At 61.8% G+C, this 16356-nt stretch carries 16 protein-coding genes and 2 pseudogenes; 7 read left to right on the top strand and 11 right to left on the bottom strand.

Translation table 11 applies throughout. The features are described 5' to 3' along the window. Positions 1 to 5: 5 nt before the first annotated feature. The 6 genes from HX801_RS29500 to HX801_RS29475 form a co-directional block, all read right to left on the bottom strand. Positions 6 to 1223 carry a PucR family transcriptional regulator gene (locus HX801_RS29500; protein WP_177023240.1) on the bottom strand — a complete coding sequence of 406 codons (1218 nt, stop codon included), beginning with the start codon at positions 1221 to 1223 and terminating at the stop codon, positions 6 to 8. After that, the gene (gene codB, locus HX801_RS29495) at positions 1220 to 2488 is read right to left on the bottom strand and encodes a cytosine permease (protein ID WP_003219542.1); all 1269 of its coding nucleotides are present in this window, start codon (positions 2486 to 2488) and stop codon (positions 1220 to 1222) included. Before codB ends, HX801_RS29500 begins: the two co-directional genes overlap by 4 nt. A gap of 201 nt (positions 2489 to 2689) precedes the next feature. Further along, the gene (locus HX801_RS29490) at positions 2690 to 3313 is read right to left on the bottom strand and encodes an NUDIX hydrolase (protein WP_008432778.1); all 624 of its coding nucleotides are present in this window, start codon (positions 3311 to 3313) and stop codon (positions 2690 to 2692) included. Positions 3314 to 3323: 10 nt separating this feature from the next. Beyond that, the gene (locus HX801_RS29485) at positions 3324 to 3776 is read right to left on the bottom strand and encodes a GNAT family N-acetyltransferase (protein WP_177023239.1); all 453 of its coding nucleotides are present in this window, start codon (positions 3774 to 3776) and stop codon (positions 3324 to 3326) included. A gap of 89 nt (positions 3777 to 3865) precedes the next feature. Next, complete coding sequence (queD, locus tag HX801_RS29480) at positions 3866 to 4222, bottom strand: 6-carboxytetrahydropterin synthase QueD (RefSeq protein WP_003190259.1); 357 nt, start codon at positions 4220 to 4222, stop codon at positions 3866 to 3868. A gap of 180 nt (positions 4223 to 4402) precedes the next feature. Continuing rightward, entirely contained in the window at positions 4403 to 5482 is a 1080-nt protein-coding gene (locus HX801_RS29475; RefSeq protein WP_177023238.1) for a patatin-like phospholipase family protein, read from the bottom strand. A gap of 159 nt (positions 5483 to 5641) precedes the next feature. Here HX801_RS29475 and HX801_RS29470 point away from each other — a divergent pair, with 159 nt between their 5' ends. The 4 genes from HX801_RS29470 to HX801_RS29455 are packed head-to-tail and all read left to right on the top strand — an operon-like array spanning position 5642 to position 8254. Next, the gene (locus HX801_RS29470) at positions 5642 to 5950 is read left to right on the top strand and encodes a PepSY domain-containing protein (RefSeq protein WP_003219548.1); all 309 of its coding nucleotides are present in this window, start codon (positions 5642 to 5644) and stop codon (positions 5948 to 5950) included. Beyond that, positions 5950 to 6273: a PepSY domain-containing protein gene (locus HX801_RS29465; RefSeq protein WP_008432790.1), complete on the top strand. Its 324-nt coding sequence runs from the start codon at positions 5950 to 5952 to the stop codon at positions 6271 to 6273. Before HX801_RS29470 ends, HX801_RS29465 begins: the two co-directional genes overlap by 1 nt. Continuing rightward, positions 6273 to 6941: a response regulator transcription factor gene (locus HX801_RS29460; RefSeq protein WP_177023237.1), complete on the top strand. Its 669-nt coding sequence runs from the start codon at positions 6273 to 6275 to the stop codon at positions 6939 to 6941. Before HX801_RS29465 ends, HX801_RS29460 begins: the two co-directional genes overlap by 1 nt. Then, entirely contained in the window at positions 6938 to 8254 is a 1317-nt protein-coding gene (locus HX801_RS29455) for a sensor histidine kinase (protein WP_008432791.1), read from the top strand. The genes HX801_RS29460 and HX801_RS29455 overlap by 4 nt, the downstream gene beginning before the upstream one ends. An 89-nt stretch (positions 8255 to 8343) precedes the next feature. Here HX801_RS29455 and HX801_RS32365 read toward each other — a convergent pair whose 3' ends face one another. Both HX801_RS32365 and HX801_RS32360 read right to left on the bottom strand, forming a co-directional pair. After that, positions 8344 to 9099, bottom strand: a complete 756-nt coding sequence (locus HX801_RS32365; protein ID WP_371132963.1) for a methyl-accepting chemotaxis protein — start codon at positions 9097 to 9099, stop codon at positions 8344 to 8346. Between the two features lie 102 nt (positions 9100 to 9201). Then, positions 9202 to 9348 (bottom strand): annotated as a pseudogene (locus HX801_RS32360) (HAMP domain-containing protein); the annotation flags it as partial. Positions 9349 to 10865: 1517 nt separating this feature from the next. Here HX801_RS32360 and HX801_RS29445 point away from each other — a divergent pair. The 3 genes and pseudogenes from HX801_RS29445 to HX801_RS32350 all read left to right on the top strand — a co-directional run bounded on the left by HX801_RS29445 (position 10866) and on the right by HX801_RS32350 (position 13935). Then, entirely contained in the window at positions 10866 to 12185 is a 1320-nt protein-coding gene (locus HX801_RS29445) for a Na+/H+ antiporter family protein (RefSeq protein WP_161635727.1), read from the top strand. A 70-nt stretch (positions 12186 to 12255) separates the two neighbouring features. Next, positions 12256 to 13077 (top strand): annotated as a pseudogene (locus tag HX801_RS32355) (cache domain-containing protein); the annotation flags it as partial. Between the two features lie 36 nt (positions 13078 to 13113). Beyond that, complete coding sequence (locus tag HX801_RS32350) at positions 13114 to 13935, top strand: methyl-accepting chemotaxis protein (protein WP_371316601.1); 822 nt, start codon at positions 13114 to 13116, stop codon at positions 13933 to 13935. Between the two features lie 59 nt (positions 13936 to 13994). Here the strand turns inward: HX801_RS32350 and HX801_RS29435 are convergent, their stop codons facing one another. From HX801_RS29435 to nuoN, 3 genes are all read right to left on the bottom strand, one after another. Then, positions 13995 to 14309 carry a DNA-binding transcriptional regulator gene (locus tag HX801_RS29435; protein WP_003219555.1) on the bottom strand — a complete coding sequence of 105 codons (315 nt, stop codon included), beginning with the start codon at positions 14307 to 14309 and terminating at the stop codon, positions 13995 to 13997. After that, positions 14299 to 14649, bottom strand: coding sequence for a toxin (locus HX801_RS29430; RefSeq protein ID WP_032899042.1), 351 nt, complete (start codon positions 14647 to 14649; stop codon positions 14299 to 14301). Before HX801_RS29430 ends, HX801_RS29435 begins: the two co-directional genes overlap by 11 nt. A gap of 238 nt (positions 14650 to 14887) precedes the next feature. Then, on the bottom strand, positions 14888 to 16351 hold the full coding sequence (nuoN, locus tag HX801_RS29425; RefSeq protein WP_003219557.1) for an NADH-quinone oxidoreductase subunit NuoN: 1464 nt from the start codon (positions 16349 to 16351) through the stop codon (positions 14888 to 14890). Positions 16352 to 16356 lie beyond the last annotated feature (5 nt).

Raw genomic sequence — 16356 nt, 5'->3', positions numbered from 1 at the left:
AACAGTCAGGCAGACAGCCGCCAGATCATCAGCGCGATGCCGATGTCCAGGCGGTCATAAGCATTGTCCAGCGTCAGCCCGCACAGGGCTTCGATACGCTGGACGCGGTGCGTCAGGGTGTTGCGGTGAACCGCCAGCCGTTGGGCTGCGGCCACAAGGTTACCATTCTCGTGGAACCAGGCCTCCAGGGTCGGCATCAGGCTTGGGCCATGGTGCAGGTCGTGGCGCAGCAGCGGCCCCAGGCGTTCGTTGAGGAACTGATCGAGCAGGGCGCGATCACGTACGCCACTGAGCAGCTTGAGCACGCCCAACTCATCGTAGACACACAGCCCGGCGCGTTCACTGAACCGTCGCGCAGCGGCCAATGCCTGGCGCGCCTCATCCAGGGCCTGGGCCAGGCGCGCGGGTGGGTGCGCGGCAGCACTCAGGCCGATAAACAGTTTCAACGGTGCCAGGCGCAGATTCAGTGCCTTCAACCAACCCGCCAACAACTGACGGTTGGCCAATGCCGCACCCGCGTCTATCGCAGGCAGCAGCAACGTCCATTGTCCGGCACGCCCCAGCACGGGCAGGAGCGACGGATGCTGCGCAGCAAACTGGCGCAGACGGCGGGTAATCGCATCGTGTTGTCGGGCAAGCTGCGTCTCGACCACTGGCGCCTCACCCTGGGCAAACAGCGCGTCGCTGCCGTCCAGTTGCAACTGGACGAGTTGCCAATGGCCGGCCAGCGGCATGTCCAACTGCGCAGCGCGGTGCAGCAGCAAATCCAGGGATTGGTAATCACCGGCCAGCAGGCGCTCCAGCACATCGTGTCGCGAGCGCCCCAACTGCTGCGACTGGATCAACGCCGAACCGATGGCCTGGGTCACCAGTACCATCTTCAACGAGTAAGGCTGTTCGATCAGCGGCATGCCCGCCGCTTGCGCCGCTTCCAGCAAACGCTGGGGAATCGCCTGGATATAGTCCGGCCCCGTGAGGATCACCAGGCCGGCGACCTGGCGCTGACAGGCTTCGTCCAGCAGCACCAACAGATTGGCCTCGTCCCGTGGGTGATTGATACCGGTGACGAACACCAGTTCGCCCCCCAGCACCCATTCGGCAATGCCGCTGTTTTCTGCGACATAGGGCCAGCGCACCGTGTTCTCCAGGCCGGCTTCCCCGGCCCGCAGGCACATCGATTCAAGGCCGGGCAAGGCCAGCACATCGGCGACTGTCAGGCTCATGCCTGGACGTCAGCCAAAGGTGCCCGCACCCGCAATACGCTGGTCAGCACGATGTAGGTCAGGGACGCCGCCACGATCCCCACCAATGGCGCCACCCAGGGTGAATGAAAGGCCAGCACCGTACCCACGGCATAGGCGATCAGCCCTGGCCAGTTGAAGGCCGGCAGGCGTGTATCGGCCAGGCGCGGATAGTGGCCGCGATAGCGATAGAAGAAATCCGCCATGATCACCCCGCCAATCGGTGGGATCACCGTGCCCAGCAGGATCAGGTAGGGCACCAGCATGTCGTACATGCCCAGCAACGCCAGCAGGGTGCCGATCACCGCACCGGCCAGGGTCACCGTTTTGCGGCGCTTGGTGCGCAGCAGGTTGCAGCCGGCGACGGCGAAGTTGTAGATGGTGTTGTCCTGGGTGCTCCAGATATTCAGCAACAGCATCGCCATGGCCGCCATGGCGAAGCCTTGCAGCAGCAACACTTCGACCACGTCGGGCTGCTGGTAGACGATGGCGCCATAGGCACCGATCAACACCATCAAGCCGTTGCCGATAAAGAAGCCGATCAGGCTGGCCAGCACCGCGACCCTGGCCGAGCGTGAGAACCGCGTCCAGTTGGTAGCCTGGGTCGCGCCGCTGACAAAGGTGCCGAACACCAGCGTGATAGCCGTGGACATGTCCAGCTCACCGGTCGGCACCACCGCCAGCAGTCCATCGAGCCCGCCGACCTTGACGGTGGCGACCCACATCGACAGAAACAACAAAATACCCATGGCCGGCACGGCGATGTAGGACAGAATCTCCAACCCGCGATAGCCCACGTAGGCCGTCGCGCAGAACACCATGCCAAACAGCACCATCAGCCCGAGTACGCTGCCCTGGCTCAACTCGAAATACTTGCCCAGTACTACGGCTGCGGTGGCGGTGCCCCAGGCGTACCAGCCGATCTGGGTAAAACCGAGAATCAAGTCGCTGAGTTTGCTGCCCACTTCACCGAAGCAGAAGCGCCCCATCAGCACCGAGTTCAAACCGCTCTTGAACGCGATGTAACCCAGGCCTGCGGCGTAGATACCCAACAGCAGGTTACCCAGGGCCACGACGCCGAGCATCTGGGTAAAGCTGAAGGCCACCCCCAGCTTGCCGCCGGCGAACATGGTCGCGGTAAAAAAGGTAAAGCCCAGCAGCACCATGGCGGTGGAGGCCAGGCCTTTGCGGGCATGCATGGGCACCTCGCTGAGAGGGTAGTCATTGCCCGGTTCGTTCTGCGTCATGTGCCGTTCTCCCTGAATGAGTGACGCAGGCCTATTGCACCCGTCGTGCCAAGTGCGAGGCAGTGACGGGCGCACGGTCAGGACTGTGCAGGTTGCACAGTATTTATAGCCAAACAGGGGAAACACGCAGGCGGGATTGGTCTTTCTGCCCACTCAGGCGCGAAAGCGGTGCAGGGTGATACAAATTGGATCACCCGTGATTCAATCGAACAGGGTGTGAGTGGTCTGCCCGCGATGAAAGGCAAAAGCGGCCTCAAGGTCGCTTTCAATGGTGCGGCCACGGGACAGCGGCGGCAGATCGTCCAGGCTGAAGAAGCCAACTTCGGTGGTTTCGAAACCGGCCGCCGGCGCCAGTTGATCAACCCGTTCGCACAGAAAGTAGAGTTTGTAGAAGTCCCGGATATCCGGCCGGTACAAGCCTTTGGCCTTGTGGGTGACGCTGTACAGCGCCTTGGCCGTGACCGTCAGCCCGGCCTCTTCGCGAATTTCCTTGACGATGTTTTCAGCCGCCGACAAACCAATATCCGCATAACCGCCGGGCAATGCCCAGCAGCCATCCGTGAGCTCGCGGACCAACAGGATCCGGTCACCGTCAATCACTGCGCCCCGCACATCAATCATGGGCGTCGAATAACGTTTGGCAAAATCCGGCACCAGCCCGGTGATGCGCTCCAGCGGTACTTCGCCCAATTGCGCCAGCATGCTGTGGGCAATCTGGGCGATTTCCTCAAGGCGCTCGCGCTCGAAGTCATCGGTGCAGAAGTGCAGCCCCGTGGAGGCCAATGCTTGCAGGCGCTTGGCCTGGGCCAGCCAGGTGTTTTCCATGGGAGCTCCTTCAGTGCGAGGCGGTGAGGTCTTTTTGCATGTAGACCCGACGCAAGCCGTTTTCCTCGGCCCGGTGGGTTTCCACATAGCCTTTGCGGGTGTACAGCGCGATATTTTCGGTCATCGCTTCATTGGTGTAGAGACGGATGGAGCCATGCCTGGCCTGGCCTTCCGCGAAGCCCAGCAACAGGCGCCCGTAACCCAAGCCCTGGGCACCGGGGTCGACGGCCAGGTTATCCAGCAGCAGGTACTCATCGTGATGAATCAGTACGACAAAGCCGTGGACCTGGCCCGCACTCTCCAGCACATGCACCCGTTCTGCAGCGACCTGCTGGCGATAGTCATCCAGCATCGGCCCTGGCTTGCGCCCGATTCGCTGGATGTAAGGGGAGTAGGCGGCGTGGACGATCGCTTCAATAGCGGCGATATCGTCGACGGTAGCGGGGCGGATATGGGTTGGCATCGCAGCGCTTCCTGTACAAGAGGCCACGACTGTAAGGGAGTCACCGGCATAAAAAAACCACCGCAAGGGTGGTTTTTTACATCGCCGGCTTATTCGCCGCGATAGATGCAGCCGCTGGTGCAGGTCTCATGGATGCGAATCGCGCTGAGTTCCGGCAACAGCGGTTTCAGTTCATTCCAGATCCACTTGGCCAGCACTTCGCTGGTGGGGTTTTCGAGGCCCGGGATGTCGTTGAGGTAGTTGTGGTCGAGGCGTTCGTAGAGCGGCTTGAAAATCGCCTTGATCTCCGAGAAGTCACGGATCCAGCCGGTGTGCGGGTCGAGGTCGCCGCTGAGGTGGATCGCCACCTTGAACGAATGGCCATGCAGGCGCCCGCATTTGTGGCCTTCCGGAACGTGGGGCAGGCGGTGGGCGGACTCGAAGGTAAACTCTTTGAAGATTTCCACAGGGTTTTTCAGCTCGGTGAGGTGTCTGGCAGGCGGCGAGTTTAACAGTTTGTCGCGGCCGCGCGCATACCGCGTAGCAGCTGTCGAGCCATGGCGAGGCTGCGTTTGCGATTTGTCTGGCAAACCGAGGTGCTGCCGACGCAGCCTCGCTTGGGCTCGACAGCTGCTACGGAGAGGGCGCTAGAGAGCCAGCAGGCGTTCGCCCAATTGGCCATTGTCGGCCAGTTGCAGAAACTCATCCCCCAGCCGCTGGCTTTCGCTCATTGCGGTTTGCCAGTACTTGTTGCGGCCCGGGTCATCCCCCATGAAGCGCTTGAAGTCACTGCGGTCCGGCAGTTTGCCGTGGGGCAGTCGCGCCAGGTATTCCTTCGACGGCGCCAGCAGCAGGACATCCTGCAAACCCTGTTGATTGGCGCGGCGCCACGGCAAGCCCTTGTCGAACCAGCCGGGAATGACCCGGTCGGTGAAGTGCGGGTACAGCACGATGTCATCGCCGTGGTAGGGCAGGTCGAGGTGATAGTCCAGCAGGCCGCCATCGCGGTAAGTGCCTTGGCCCGCACCCGGCAGGTCGCGTACGCCTTGCATCACCATGGGGATCGAGCCCGACGCCAGCAAGGCCTGGCGCAGGTTGCCCAGTTCCAGATCAAGGAAGCGCGACGGGAAATCCTTGAGCGCATGCAGCGGTGGCGGCTGGCGTGGGTCGTGGACGATCAGCCGTTCGAAGTGCCGGGACAACCGCGCGCGGCCCCTCAGGTTGTCGGCGATCACCGAGGACAACCCCAAACCAAGCCGACCGCGATGATCGTCGGCGAGCAGGCCATGGCTTTTGACCACCATGATGTTCAGCCGGTAGTGCGGGTTGTCGAGCACGCGGGCATCGCGGCCGGCCAGCAAGTCATCGAGCATGCGCACGCAGCTCTGGCTGACTTCGGCCATGGTCACACCTTTGGCAAAGCTTTGTGCGTTGTACAGCCGGCCCAGGTCGAGCAGGCCTTGCACCGGGTCGGGCAGGCACGCACTGGCAAACCGCCAGGAGCCTATCGAGGCGCCGATCAGCGCACGCTCGCGGGGCGCCCGGGGCAGCCAGTCACCAAACAGCGCCAGGTCCAGACCCTGGATGCCCAGCGCCTTGGGCCCGCCGGCAGCGCCGGGAAGGATGCCGACGTCCGCAGGCGCAAGCCCCTGCTCACGAATGCGTGCAAAAGCGCGTTTACCGGCCTTGAGGGTCAAGGCGGGGAACTTCATATGGATAGCAGTCATACCGGTCTCATTTACCGCGAGCAGGGCAGTATAGAAAATCTTGCCCGGTTGCAGGCAAAGGTCTCGCAGAGAATTGCCATGGTGGCAATTCAGTTTCAGTTAAGTTGGATCCAGTACCGTGAGCCCCGTAGGCAAAATATCCCGAAACGGAGACTCACCATGAAAACCCTCACAGCCTTGATCGCCAGCAGTATCATCGCCCTCACCGCAGGCGTCGCCCAGGCTCGCGACCTGGGGCCGGACGAAGCACTGAAGTTGCGCGACGCTGGTACCATTGTGTCTTTCGAGAAGCTCAACGCCACGGCGTTGGCCAAACATCCCGGCGCCACCGTGCATGAAACCGAGCTTGAAGAGGAATACGGCAAGTACCTTTATCAGGTTGAACTGCGCGACGCCCAGGGCGTCGAGTGGGACCTGGAATTGGACGCTGTCACCGGCGCCGTCCTCAAGGATCATCAGGACACGTAATGAAGGTAAATCTACGCACCAGCGTTCAAGTGGCGCTGGTGCTCCTGGCATTTTGCTCAGGCCTGGCCGCTCGTGACCTGGGCCAGGACGAGGCGCTGCGCCTGCGCCAGGAGGGTGTGATCGCGCCGCTTGAGCATCTGCTGGGCCCGGCTTTCGAGCGCTACCCGGGCGCCAAGCTGCTGGACGCCGAGCTTGAAGAGCACAAGGATCGCCCTGTGCGCTATATCTATGAAATCGAACTATTGACGGTGGAAGGCGTAGTGCGCGAGATCGAACTCGATGCCAACACCGGTCAACTGCTCAAAGACAAGGAAGACGACTGATGCGCCTGCTGCTGGTGGAAGACCACGTACCCCTGGCCGATGAGTTGATGGCCGGGCTCAATCGCCAGGGCTATGCCGTCGACTGGCTGGCGGACGGGCGCGATGCGGTGTATCAGGGGCGCAGCGAACCCTACGACCTGATCATCCTTGACCTCGGCCTGCCGGGTTTGCCCGGGCTTGAGGTGTTGACGCAATGGCGTGCCGCCGGCCTGGCCACGCCGGTGCTGATCCTCACTGCCCGCGACTCCTGGGCCGATCGCATCGAAGGGCTCAAGGCCGGGGCCGACGACTACCTCAGCAAACCGTTCCATCCCGAAGAGCTGCACCTGCGTATCCAGGCCTTGCTGCGTCGTTCCCATGGCCACGCCAATCAGCCCACCTTGCAGGCTGCCGGCTTGCACCTGGATGAGGGTCGCCAGTGTGTGATGCGTGATGGCGAGGAGATCCAGCTGACCGCGGCCGAGTTTCGGCTGCTGCGTTACTTCATGCTGCACCCCGAGCAAATCCTTTCAAAAAGTCACCTGGCCGAACATTTGTACGATGGCGAGACCGAGCGTGACTCCAATGTGTTGGAGGTCCACGTCAACCACCTGCGCCGCAAGTTGGGCCGCAGCGTGATCGAGACCCGGCGCGGCCAGGGTTATCGGTTTGGCGCCAGCCCGGCATGAAGTCGATCCAGCGGCGCCTGAGCCTGGGGCTGATCAGTGTGATGGTGATCGTCGGCCTGGTGCTGGCGCAGACCAGCCTGTGGCTGTTCGAAATGGGCCTGCAACGTTACTTGGAGTCCGGCTTGCGCAACGACAGCGAGAACCTGCTGGTGGCGCTGGTGCGCGGGCCGGCGGGTGTGCAACTGGATGAGCAGCGGTTGTCTCCTGCGTACCAGCGTCCGTTTTCCGGGCACTATTTCCGTATCGATTTTGCCGACACCCATTGGCGTTCCCGCTCGCTGTGGGACCAGGAACTGCCGCAGTTGCCCCACGCCGGGCTGAAGGGCAACCTGCAGTTGGGGCCGGAAGGCCAGCAGTTGCTGGTACTGCGTTCGGACTACAAACGGTTTGGCCAGTCGATTTCCATCAGCGTGGCCCAGGACTACACACCCGTCAGAGAAAGCTTTCGGCTGATGCGCCAGATCGGCCTGGTGCTGGGGCTGGCGGCGCTGTTGCTGATCCTGATTCTGCAACGGGTCACCGTGCGCCGCGCCTTGCGCCCGCTGGAGACCGCGCGCAACCAGATCGCCCAACTGCAGCAGGGCCAGCGCTCGCAACTGGACACCCAGGTGCCGGTGGAGCTGGAGCCGCTGGTGGCGCAGATCAACCATCTGCTGGCCCACACCGAAGACAGCCTCAAGCGCTCGCGCAATGCCCTGGGCAATCTCGGCCATGCCTTGAAAACCCCGTTGGCGGTGTTGTTGAGCGTGGCATCCAGTGAACAGCTCAAGGACCATCCGCAACTGAGCAAGCTGCTGCGGGAACAGTTGGAGCAGGTGCAGCAACGGCTTAATCGTGAACTCAATCGTGCCCGCCTGGCCGGAGAGACACTGCCGGGTGCCTTGTTCGATTGCGACGGCGAATTACCGGGGTTGCTTGCGACCCTGAACATGATCCATGGCGAACACCTGGATTTGAGTTACCGCGTGCCGCCCGGTTTGCAATTGCCGTGGGACCGCGAAGACCTGCTGGAACTGTTGGGCAACCTGCTGGACAACGCGTGCAAATGGGCGGATGCGGAGATTGTGTTGAGCATCGGCGAAACCCCGGAAGGCTTTCGGTTGGCTGTCGAAGATGACGGGCCGGGGATTCCCGAGAGCCAGCGTGATCAGGTGTTCAGCCGAGGCACGCGGTTGGATGAGCAGACTGACGGGCATGGTCTGGGGCTGGGGATCGTGCGGGATATTGTCGAGGTGTGGGGCGGGGTGCTTCTGTTGCAGGAGAGCGAGCTGGGCGGGTTAAAGGTCATCATCGACCTGCCACGCCGCCATTGAAAACAAACCGTAGCAGCTGTCGAGCCTCGCCAAGGCTCGACAGCTGCTACGAGATACTCGGGCTGATTGCCGGAGTATCCCGCAACTCATCAAACCCTGAACTGATCCATCAGGCCCTGCTGCTGATTCGCCAGGCTGTTCAACGCCTGGCTGACCCGCGCCGATTCATTCGCCTGTTCGGACAACGACTCCGTCACATCCCGAATCGTCGCCACGTTGTTGTTGATCTCCTCGGCCACCGCACTTTGCTCTTCGGCGGCGCTGGCGATCTGCAGGTTCATGTCGCTGATTACCGTTACCGCATCGCCGATCTGGCGCAAGGCGGTCACGGCCTGGCCCACTTGTTCGACGCTGCCCTGGGCCTGGCGATGGCTGTTGCTCATGGAACCGACCACCTCCTGGGTACCGCTTTGCAATTGCTCGATCACCAGGCGGGTTTCTTCTACCGACTCCTGGGTACGTCGGGCCAGGTTGCGCACTTCATCGGCGACCACCGCAAAACCGCGACCGGCTTCACCCGCACGGGCAGCTTCGATGGCGGCGTTCAGTGCCAGCAGGTTGGTCTGCTCGGCGATCGCACGGATCACTTCCAGTACCGAACCGATCTTCTCGCTGTTGGCCGCCAGTCCTTCAACCTGGGTCATCGCGGTGCTCATATCCGCCGCCAGGTGGCCGATGCTGGTGGTGGTGCGGTCGATCACGGTCAAACCTTCACGCGTCGCCTGATCGGCATCGCGGGCAGCCTGGGCGGCTTGCGCGGCACTGCGGGCGACGTCCTGGGCGGTGGCGCTCATCTCGTGGGAGGCGGTGGCCACCTGGTCGACCTGACGGTATTGCTGCTCCATGCCGGCACTGGTTTCAGTGGCGATGGCGGCCGACTGGTCGGCGGTGCCACGGGCGTCCTGCACTGAGCGTTTGACCTGGGCAATGATCGGCTGCAGCTTGTCGAGGAAGCGGTTGAACCAGCCGGCCAATTCGCCGAGTTCGTCGTGTTTGTCGTAGGCCAGGCGGCGGGTCAGGTCACCTTCGCCACTGGCAATGTCTTCCAGCATGCGTGCCACGCCGAGGATCGGCCGGGTCACGCTGCGGGCCATCAGCCACACCAGCAACAGGCCGACGATTGCTGCCAGCAGGCCCAGGCTCAGTTCCAGCAGGGTGCCCTTGGCGTTATCGGCGTCCAGTTTGGACTTCAGGGCTTCAGCCGGAGCCACCAGGACTTTTTCCGGAACATCCAGCAACACGCCCCACGGCTTGCCATCGGGGATCGGCTGGAACGGCGCGAGCACCTTGAGTTGGTGGTCGGTGCGCACGCTGCGGGTCTGGGTGCTGGTGGAAAGCGAACTGATCAATTGCGCGCCGTTGGCGGTGTCGACGGCATCCAGGCGCTGGCTGAGTTTGCCGGCGTCCGGACTGTAGCCGGCCAGCAGGCCCACCGGGCTGATGATGCTGACGCTGGTCTGGCCGTCGTAGAGTTTCTGGCTGGCGCCCTGGCTGACGGCTTGCAGGCTGTTGAGGTTGATGTCCACCGACAGCGAGGCGATGACTTTGCCGTTGACCATCAGCGGGAAGACGATGCTGGTCATCAGCACCTTTTGCCCATCGATCACATAGAAGTACGGCTCGATCACGCAGGGCTTGAGTGTGGTGCGCGGGCAGGTGAACCAGGCGTTGGCTTTTTCGCCGCTGGGTCCGACGCTGGTGTCGGACATGTCGCTTTCGGGCAGCGACATTGAAGTCAGCTTGCCCGCAGTCGGCTGGGACCAGTACAGCGCAAAGCGGCCCTTGTCGTTGCTGCCCAGCTCTTGCTGGTTGGCGAACAGTTCGTCCTTGCCATCCAGTGCGTTGGCCTCGAATACCAGGGACAGGCCCAGCAGGTCAGGGTTGGCCTGCAGCGCAGCCTTGACCTGGCGGGTCAGGTCTTCGCGCAGGTCGAAGGCATCCAGGAAGCGTTTCTCGGCCTGTTCGCGCAGGAACAACACCTGCCGGGAAAAACCGTGGCCGTATTGATAGGCGTCCATGAACTGCTGGCGAATGCCCAAGGCCTGGACCTCACCCTGGGCTTCGATGCGCGCCTGGGCGGCTTCGTCGAGCATTTCCATACTGGAAGCCTTGACCAGGTCGGAGCTCTGCGCCATGCGGTACAGCGAGAGACCTACCAGCAAGGTCACGATGCCCAGCAGGCAAAGACCGGCCAGCAGGGTAATTTTCCATTGAATGGACAGCTGTCTGAGCGACATGGAGCCTTCCTTAACCTTTCGATACGACAGAGACGATCTGCCTGTATCGGCCGCTCGGAAATTTTCTTTATTCAAACGATCAATTTAAAGCTGTTTGTGTGGCGAGGGGGCTTGTCCCCCGTTGGGCTGCTTAGCGGCCCCAAGAAAAGCGGGAGCGCTGCGCACTCCAACGGGGGACAAGCCCCCTCGCCACAGACAAATCCCCTAACCACTGACAAACCTTCTCCCCACTTTTTTGACAAGGCAGGCCGGGTGCTGCAAAGTGCGCGCCCTCTAATAAAACTCCCTTAAAACCTGGTTTGCGGCAGCCGTTCCCGACAGCAGCCCGGGCAGGTGCGTGCTGTTTTCATGTTTTCTGTCTTGAGGTAACGATGATTAATGCAGTAATCGCCGCGGTCGGCACCATGCTGGTGCTCAGCTTGTCCCGCGTGCATGTGGTGATCGCGATCATTGTCGGCGCCCTGGTGGGTGGCCTGACCGGCGGCCTGGGTATCGACGCGACGCTCAAGGCGTTCAACAGCGGCCTGGGTGGCGGTGCGACGGTGGCGTTGTCCTACGCGCTGCTCGGCGCGTTCGCCGTGGCGATTGCCAAATCCGGCCTGGCTCATGCGCTGGCCGATAAAGCCCTGCTGCTGGTGGATCGCCAGGAAGCCACGGGCGGCAGTCACGTCAAATGGCTGCTGATCGGTCTGCTCTGGGTGGTGGCCATCGCCTCGCAGAACATCCTGCCGATCCACATCGCGTTTATCCCGCTGCTGGTACCGCCGCTTTTATACGTGCTGACCAAACTGCAGCTGGACCGCCGTCTCATCGCCTGCGTCATGACCTTCGGCCTGATCACGCCCTACATGTTTCTGCCGGTGGGCTTCGGCAACATCTTCCTGAATCAGATCCTGCTGGCCAACGTGGCCAAGAGCGGTGTCGACATCAGCCAGGTCAATGTCACCCATGCCATGGGCCTCCCAGCGCTGGGCATGGTGGTCGGTTTGCTGGTGGCGGTGTTTGTCAGCTACCGCAAGAAGCGTGTGTACGACCTGGAGAAGATCGAGCGAGTCGAGCAGGTGGCGGTGCACTACAACCCGCTGACCCTGCTGGTGGCCGGCCTGGCGATTGCGGCGGCGTTCATTATCCAGCTGTGGCTGGACTCGATGATCATTGGCGCCCTGGCCGGGTTCCTGATCTTTTCGGTGTCGGGCATCGTGCGCTGGCGCGACACCGATGACCTGTTCACCGAAGGCATGAAGATGATGGCGATGATCGGCTTCATCATGATCGCCTCGTCAGGCTTTGCCGAAGTGCTCAAGGCCACCGGTGAAGTGCAGACACTCGTGCAAGCCTCCGCGGCGTTTATCGGCCATAGCCGCGGTGTGGGCGCGCTGCTGATGCTGCTGGTGGGCTTGCTGGTGACCATGGGCATCGGCTCGTCGTTTTCCACGGTGCCGATCCTGGCGGCGATCTTTGTGCCGCTGTGCGTGCAGCTGGGCTTCAGCCCGCTGGCGATCGTGTGCATCGTCGGCACGGCCGGGGCATTGGGTGATGCCGGCTCGCCTGCGTCGGACTCCACCCTGGGCCCGACTTCCGGTTTGAACATCGATGGCCAGCACCACCATATCTGGGACACCGTGGTGCCGACCTTCCTGCACTACAACATTCCGCTGCTGGCGTTTGGCTGGTTTGCCGCGATGACGCTCTGACGGGATTGTCCTACAGATTTATTGTAACTAGCCGTTAACCTCTTGAGTTGTCCCTCAAGAGAGAAGAGCCATGCGTCTGAGTCTAAAGGCCAAAGTACTGTCCCTTGCTGTCCTGCCCGTGTTGTTGTTTGCCGTGATCATCAGCCTGACCACGGTGTGGATCCTTCGGGAGCAGGCCCGCAACGAGGTCGAAGAAACCCGTCAGAACCTGCTCAACGACGCCAAGACCACCTTGCGCGGCTACGTCGAGGTGGCGATGACCACCATCAAGCCGCTGTACGACGCTGCCACCCAAGGCGATACGGCCGCACGGGCGCAAGTGGTCAAGCTGCTGTCCAACATCAGCTATGGCAAGGACGGTTATTTCTTCGGCTACGACTCCGAGACCATTCGCCTGTTCAAGGGCAACAGCCCGGACGGCGTCGGCAAAAGCTTCAAGGACAACCGCGACCCGAACGGCGTCTACGTCAACCGCGACCTGGTGAAAGTCGGCAAGGACGGCACCCACTACCTGCAATACAGCTCGACGCAGCCCGGCCAGACCGAGCTGGTGCCCAAGCTTGGCTACACCGAATACTTGCCCAAGTGGGACATGGTGATCGGTACCTCGGTGAACCTGGATGGCATCGACGCCCAGGTTGCCGAGGTTCAGGCCAAGGTGGAGAAACGCATGGAAGGCGTGGTGCTGAGCATCATCGGCATTGCCGTGGTGGTGCTGTTGGTGATTGCCGCCGTGGGCATGCTGGTGGCCAATACCATCCTGCGGCCGTTGCACCTGATGAAGATCAACCTCGACGACATCGCCGCCGGTGAGGGTGACCTGACCCGCCGCCTGGCCATCACCAGCCAGGACGAGCTTGGCGAACTGGCAGGCTCTTTCAACCGCTTTGTCGACAAGATCCACAGCCTGGTACGCCAGATCACCGAGATGACCTCCCAGCTTACCGGCCTGGTGAGCCAGGTCGCCGAGCAAGCCAACCGCTCGGAAAAGGCCATGGAGCGCCAGCGTCACGAGACCGACCAGGTGGCTACCGCGATCAACGAAATGTCCTCCGCGGCCCATGAAGTGGCGCGCAGTGCCCAAGGCGCAGCCGTCGCTGCGCAGCAAACCGACGCCGAAGGCCAGGCCGCGAAAAAAGTCGTGGATGGCAGCATCGCGCAGATTCACGCGCTGGTGAACGACATCCGCAGCAGCGGCGTGTCCCTGGACAGCTTGCAGCAGGATGTGTCGTCGATTGTCAGCGTGCTTGGCGTGATCCGCTCGATTGCCGAGCAGACCAACTTGCTCGCCCTCAACGCCGCCATTGAAGCCGCGCGGGCAGGGGAGGCAGGCCGTGGGTTTGCCGTGGTCGCCGACGAAGTACGGGCGCTGGCCAGCCGCACCCAGCAAAGCACCCAGGAAATCCAGGGCATGATCGACCGCCTGCAAAAAGGCACCGAGGCCGCCGTGGAATCCATGCGCCGCTCCAGCGATGCCGGCGACGGCACGTCCGCCCAGGCCAACGAAGCCGGAGCGTCCCTGGACACCATGGCGCAACTGATCGGCACCATCAACTCGATGAACGCGCAGATCGCCAGCGCGGCGGAAGAACAAACCGCCGTGGCCGAAGAGATCAACCGCAGCGTGCATCAGATCGCGGTGGCGGTTGACAGCGTGGCCGATGAAACCCAACAGGGTGCCGAGACCTCTCGCAGCCTGGCGGACCTGGGGCAGCGGTTGGGTCAGTTGGTGGGGCAGTTCAGGATTTGATTGCAGGCTTGAGCCATCGGCAACGTCCCGTTGCCGACGGGCTTGGCTGGATTGATCGATCAGGTCAACAGCGCCAAACGTTCCACCGTCTCCGGAAACTTCGACACCAGCCGAATCAAGGTTGCCGCCTGAGCATTGGGTGTGGCCCGGCCTTGCTCCCAATTTTCCAGGGTCCGGGTGTTGGTGCGCAGGTACATCGCAAACACCGAGCGCGACAGATTGAGTTGTTGACGCACAGCGACTACTTCGTCGGCAGTGAGCGGTGCCAGCTTGCTCAACTGCACCTTGTGGCTGCGCAGCGTTACCTTGCCTTCTCGTTCATCTGCCAGCGCGTCGAAGCCTTCGACCAGTTCGGAAAAGATGTCACGTTTCATAAGATTTTCTCGCTTTGATTTCCCTGTCCAGCAGGTGTTTGAGCGCCGTTTTGTGTTGAGCGCTCAGGTCGTCCTGTTCGTGTTTGCCATAAAGGGTGAACAGCCAGAACTGCGTACCGCCCGACCACCAGTAATAGATGACTCGCAGGCCACCCCGTTTGCCCTTGTTGCGTCGCTCGTCGACAAAGCGCACCTTGCGTAACCCGCCGGTTCCCTCTATCACGTTGCCCGCTTGCGGGTTTCTCATCAACTCTTGTTGAAAGCCGTGAAATAACTCATCACTCAGATAATCCCTGCGGTGCCGCTCAAAGGCCGGCAATTCGATAAATAGAGCATCCATGTTCTGTACGTAGCCTGCGTATAGTTTGGTGGCCCATCTGCGGTGGGTCAAGTGACCCTGCTGTGGGATGTTTCCTAAAACGCAACCACGATACGAGCGACCCAGGCAGGGTGATGCCGGAAGGGGAGGCATCTCGACGAGGAAAATTCCCTTTGTGTGTCAGACAACAAATTAATACGCCAGAAACGCAAAACGGCGCCCGAAGGCGCCGTTTTGCTTGCTGCGTTTAACTAAGCGATCAACCCGCCATCACCGCATGCTGCACCAGGGTGAGCAACGGTTGTGGGTACACACCCAGGAAGAACGCCAGCAGGGCGATTGCCAGCAGCATCACGCCGCCTGCTTTCTGTTCCCAGTGCAACTCGGCGTCCACACGGCGCAGGTTTGGCTCGATCAGGTACAAGGTCACCATCACGCGCAGGTAGTAGAAAACGCCGATGGCGCTGCCCAGTACCAGGGAAGCAACCAACCACCATTCGTGCGCTTCAACACCGGTGGCCACGATGTAGAACTTGCCGATGAAGCCCGCAGTCAGCGGGATACCCGCCAGGGACAGCATCATCACGGTCAGTACGGCGGTCAGGTACGGACGGCGCCAGAACAGCCCGCGGTATTCGTACAGGGCGTCGGCGTCGCGGCCTTTGTAAGGCGAGGACATCAGCGTGATCACACCGAATGCACCCAGGCTTGTGATCACGTAGGTGACCAGGTACACGCCGATGGCTTCCATCGCCAGGCCCTTGCTCGCCACCAGGGCGATCAGCAGGTAACCGAAGTGCGCGATGGACGAATAACCCAGCAGACGCTTGAGGTTGTTCTGGGTCAGCGCCAGCAGGTTGCCGAACAGGATCGAAGCGATGGCGATGATGGTCAGCACGTTGCTGAGTACACCGGTGTTGGCCGCAGGGGAGATCTGGAACAGACGCACCATCACGGCAAACACGGCGACTTTCGACGCGGTAGCCAGGAAAGCAGCCACCGGCGCCGGGGCGCCTTCGTACACGTCCGGGGTCCACAGGTGGAACGGCACCAGCGACAGCTTGAACGCCAGGCCGATCAGCATCATGGCCAGGCCCAGTTGGGCGATTGGCGCTGGGCTGCCGGAGGCTGCCAGGGCGTGACCGATACCGCTGAAGCTCAGGCTGCCGGCTTCTGCGTAGAGCAGGGCCATACCGAACAACAGGAATGCCGAACCGGCAGCCGACAGCACCATGTACTTGATGCCGGCTTCCAGGGAGCGCTTGTTGAAGAAGGCATACGCTACCAGGCCGTAGACCGGGATCGACAGCAGTTCCAGGCCGATGAACAAGCCGGCCAGGTGCTGCGCGCTGACCAGCACGATACCACCGGCCGCAGCCAGCAGGATCAGCAGGTACAGCTCTTCGCGGTTGCCCGGGTAGCCGGTGCCGCCTTCGCCGAGGTAGGCGTGGGCAAGCGTGACGCAGGCCAGGGTAGCAACCAGGATCAGCGCGATATACAGCAGCGCGAAGTCATCGACCATCATCAGCGGGGTCACGGCCAGTGGCGCGACCTTGAGTGCCGGGATAATCGACAGCAGGGCCAGGTTCAAGCCCGCACAGGACAGCAGGAACGTTTGCGAGTGATTGCGGCGCCAGGCGATCGCCAGCATCACCACCACGATGGTGAGGCTGGTGATCAGCAGCGGCGCAAGCGCGATAAAGTGTTGGATCGTGAATTCCATAGCGC

It is taken from the genome of Pseudomonas sp. G1002, from assembly GCF_013385455.1.
GTDB lineage: Bacteria > Pseudomonadota > Gammaproteobacteria > Pseudomonadales > Pseudomonadaceae > Aquipseudomonas.
Note: the sequence above shows the minus strand (reverse complement) of the source record. Positions and strands in the feature narration are given on the sequence as shown.

What these genes read in the sequence shown, in the direction of transcription:
- HX801_RS29475 (WP_177023238.1), bottom strand. Translation starts at nt 5,482, where the DNA reads ATGACTGCTATCCATATGAAGTTCCCCGCCTTGACCCTCAAGGCCGGT.
- HX801_RS29435 (WP_003219555.1), bottom strand. Translation starts at nt 14,309, where the DNA reads ATGAAACGTGACATCTTTTCCGAACTGGTCGAAGGCTTCGACGCGCTG.
- HX801_RS29455 (WP_008432791.1), top strand. Translation starts at nt 6,938, where the DNA reads ATGAAGTCGATCCAGCGGCGCCTGAGCCTGGGGCTGATCAGTGTGATG.
- HX801_RS29500 (WP_177023240.1), bottom strand. Translation starts at nt 1,223, where the DNA reads ATGAGCCTGACAGTCGCCGATGTGCTGGCCTTGCCCGGCCTTGAATCG.
- HX801_RS32350 (WP_371316601.1), top strand. Translation starts at nt 13,114, where the DNA reads ATGACCTCCCAGCTTACCGGCCTGGTGAGCCAGGTCGCCGAGCAAGCC.
- HX801_RS29470 (WP_003219548.1), top strand. Translation starts at nt 5,642, where the DNA reads ATGAAAACCCTCACAGCCTTGATCGCCAGCAGTATCATCGCCCTCACC.
- HX801_RS29430 (WP_032899042.1), bottom strand. Translation starts at nt 14,649, where the DNA reads ATGGATGCTCTATTTATCGAATTGCCGGCCTTTGAGCGGCACCGCAGG.
- HX801_RS29490 (WP_008432778.1), bottom strand. Translation starts at nt 3,313, where the DNA reads ATGGAAAACACCTGGCTGGCCCAGGCCAAGCGCCTGCAAGCATTGGCC.
- HX801_RS29465 (WP_008432790.1), top strand. Translation starts at nt 5,950, where the DNA reads ATGAAGGTAAATCTACGCACCAGCGTTCAAGTGGCGCTGGTGCTCCTG.
- HX801_RS32365 (WP_371132963.1), bottom strand. Translation starts at nt 9,099, where the DNA reads ATGGAGCAGCAATACCGTCAGGTCGACCAGGTGGCCACCGCCTCCCAC.
- codB (WP_003219542.1), bottom strand. Translation starts at nt 2,488, where the DNA reads ATGACGCAGAACGAACCGGGCAATGACTACCCTCTCAGCGAGGTGCCC.
- nuoN (WP_003219557.1), bottom strand. Translation starts at nt 16,351, where the DNA reads ATGGAATTCACGATCCAACACTTTATCGCGCTTGCGCCGCTGCTGATC.
- HX801_RS29485 (WP_177023239.1), bottom strand. Translation starts at nt 3,776, where the DNA reads ATGCCAACCCATATCCGCCCCGCTACCGTCGACGATATCGCCGCTATT.
- HX801_RS29460 (WP_177023237.1), top strand. Translation starts at nt 6,273, where the DNA reads ATGCGCCTGCTGCTGGTGGAAGACCACGTACCCCTGGCCGATGAGTTG.